The organism is Streptomyces alkaliterrae (genome assembly GCF_007097205.2).
GTDB classification, from domain to species: Bacteria; Actinomycetota; Actinomycetes; order Streptomycetales; family Streptomycetaceae; genus Streptomyces; species Streptomyces alkaliterrae.
In genome coordinates this window covers 1-2,281 of the sequence record NZ_VJYK02000519.1, presented here as the reverse complement: position 1 = coordinate 2,281, position 2,281 = coordinate 1, and the positions used below count along the sequence as shown (strand labels likewise).

Below are 2,281 nucleotides of genomic sequence, written 5' to 3'. Positions count from 1 at the left end.
GCCCCGCCCGGCCCCGCAGCCGTCGGCCGGCCAGCCCGGCGGCTCCGCCGCCCAGGTGCTCGCCCTCGTCAACTCCGAGCGCGGCAAGAACGGTTGCTCCCCCGTCCGGTCCAACTCCCTCCTCCAGACCGCCGCCCAGCGCCACTCCCAGGACATGGCCAACCGCGACTACTTCGACCACACCAACCCCGACGGCGCCGGCCCGAGCGACCGCATCACCGCCGTCGGCTACCAGTGGAGCCGCACCGGCGAGAACATAGCCATGGGCCAGCGCACCCCGGCCGACGTCATGAACGCCTGGATGAACAGCCCCGGCCACCGCGCCAACATCCTCAACTGCGCCTTCACCGAACTCGGCGTGGGCATCCACGACGCCCCCGGCGGCATCCGCTGGACCCAGAAGTTCGCCACCCCGAGGTAACCGGCGGGTGCCTTGTTCGGATGTCGTGGTGAGGCGTCGGCCTGAAGAGGAGTTCTGCTGATGTTCCTGTACTGGTCTGCCGTGCTGCGCCGAGTATCGGTGCCGGGCCTCGCGCTCGGAGCGATTCTCGGCGTCGGGATGGCCACCGTTGACCTCGTTGACGGCCTCGGCTGGCGGCAGGCGGCATCAGGCGCCGTAACGTGCCTGCTCCTCGGGTACCTGGTGTTCGCCCTGTTCGTCTCGACATCGGAGACCGTGCTCGCGCAACGCGTTGCCAGGAGCCACGGAGGTGTTCCCGACGCGGCGATGTTCAGGTTTCCCTGTGCGCGGGAGGTCCGCCTCCCGAGGAAGCACAGCGCAACCGCCGCCGCCCTCGCGAACGAGGTCCTTGGTCACGCTCGCGCGACCAACGCGGTGCGGATCGAGCAGGTCCTCGAACGTGGGGGCGGGGACGTCTACCTGATCGCCGTCGGAGGAGCGGGCGCACGCGTGGCTGCCCACCTCGATGCGGTGGTCGAGGGCGAGGAGGTAGTCGTCAGGATCAAGGCCCGCCCTCTGCGGTGCTGGAAGCAGCTTGACGGTGGAGCGAGCTGGGGCGTGGCGCGAGCGTTGGAATCCTGTGCCCGCGCCACCCTTCGCGAACGCGGGCTTCAGCGGAGCTGAGTGGCGGCCTCCGTGGCGATGCGTTCGAAGACGGCCTGGTCGGCGGCGAAGTCGGAGTCGGGGATCGGCCAGTGGATCGCGATCTCGGTGAAGCCGAGGTCGCGGTGGCGGCCGGCGAAGTCGACGAAGGCGTCCACCGAGTCCAGCGGCCGGTTTCGGTCCGGAGTGAAGCCGTGGAGCAGGATCTTGTCGAGATCCGCGACGTCACGGCCGATCTCCGCGCACGCCTTGCCGAGCTTCCCGAGCTGGCCGCGGATCGCCTCCACCGACTGATCCGGCGTCCCGGTCCCGTTGACCTTCGGGTCGCCGGTCGTCACCCAGGCCTGCCCGTGCCGAGCGGCCAGCTTCAGGCCGCGCGGCCCGTTGGCGGCCACGGCGAACGGCAGCCGCGGTCGCTGCACGCAGCCCGGGATGTTGCGGGCCTCGTCCGCCGAGTAGTACGCGCCCCGGTGCGACACCGCGTCCTCGGTGAGGAGGCGGTCGAGCAGCGGCACGAACTCGCCGAAGCGGTCCGCCCGCTCTCGCGGCGTCCACGCCTCCTGCCCGAGCGCTGTCGCGTCGAAGCCGATGCCGCCGGCGCCGATGCCGAGAGTGACCCGCCCGCCGGAGACGTCGTCGAGCGAGATCAACTCCTTGGCGAGCGTCACCGGGTGCCGGAAGTTCGGGGAGGTCACCAGCGTGCCGAGGCGCATGCGACGGGTCGCCGTCGCCGCCGCGGTCAGTGTCGGCACCGCGCCGAACCACGGCCCGTCCCGGAAGGTACGCCAGGACAGGTGGTCGTACGTGTACGCGGCGTGGAACCCGAGGTCTTCCGCTCGCCGCCAGATCTTCTGTCCGTCGGCCCACCGGTGGATGGGGAGGATCACCGTACTCAGACGCATGTCGAAGACCCTACGCCGACCTGCTCCGCACGCCCTTCACATCTCCGAGTTCCCCCCACCGGGTGGCACAAGTCCAGCTACAGCGAGGGCGGCGAACACTGTGTCGAGGCCGACGACGCCGCCCTTCCGGCCTTCCGGGCCCCCAACGCCGCCTGGACCACCTACATTCACGCCATACACGCCGACCGCATCTGGACCACGTGCCAGGTGGCCTCTCCTCAAGGCGACTGACGAGGGGCCACCGGCATTTCCGGCTCTTCTAGGGGGCGGGTGCGGCGTGTTCGACTGTGAGGGGGCTTGCTACCAGGCAGTGGGG

3 protein-coding genes are annotated in these 2,281 nt (G+C 70.5%); 2 read left to right on the top strand and 1 reads right to left on the bottom strand.

Annotated features, from left to right (window positions below; translation table 11 throughout):
* Both FNX44_RS26315 and FNX44_RS26310 read left to right on the top strand, forming a co-directional pair.
* The coding region (locus FNX44_RS26315; RefSeq protein ID WP_143651483.1) for a CAP domain-containing protein at positions 1-421 on the top strand (421 nt) is incomplete at its 5' end.
* A 60-nt stretch (positions 422-481) separates the two neighbouring features.
* Positions 482-1,084 carry a hypothetical protein gene (locus FNX44_RS26310; protein ID WP_143651482.1) on the top strand — a complete coding sequence of 201 codons (603 nt, stop codon included), beginning with the start codon at positions 482-484 and terminating at the stop codon, positions 1,082-1,084.
* Here the strand turns inward: FNX44_RS26310 and FNX44_RS26305 are convergent.
* Complete coding sequence (locus tag FNX44_RS26305; protein ID WP_143651481.1) at positions 1,072-1,965, bottom strand: LLM class flavin-dependent oxidoreductase; 894 nt, start codon at positions 1,963-1,965, stop codon at positions 1,072-1,074. The two genes, FNX44_RS26310 and FNX44_RS26305, sit on opposite strands and share 13 nt — an antisense overlap.
* Positions 1,966-2,281 lie beyond the last annotated feature (316 nt).

What these genes read in the sequence shown, in the direction of transcription:
- FNX44_RS26310 (WP_143651482.1), top strand. Translation starts at nt 482, where the DNA reads ATGTTCCTGTACTGGTCTGCCGTGCTGCGCCGAGTATCGGTGCCGGGC.
- FNX44_RS26305 (WP_143651481.1), bottom strand. Translation starts at nt 1,965, where the DNA reads ATGCGTCTGAGTACGGTGATCCTCCCCATCCACCGGTGGGCCGACGGA.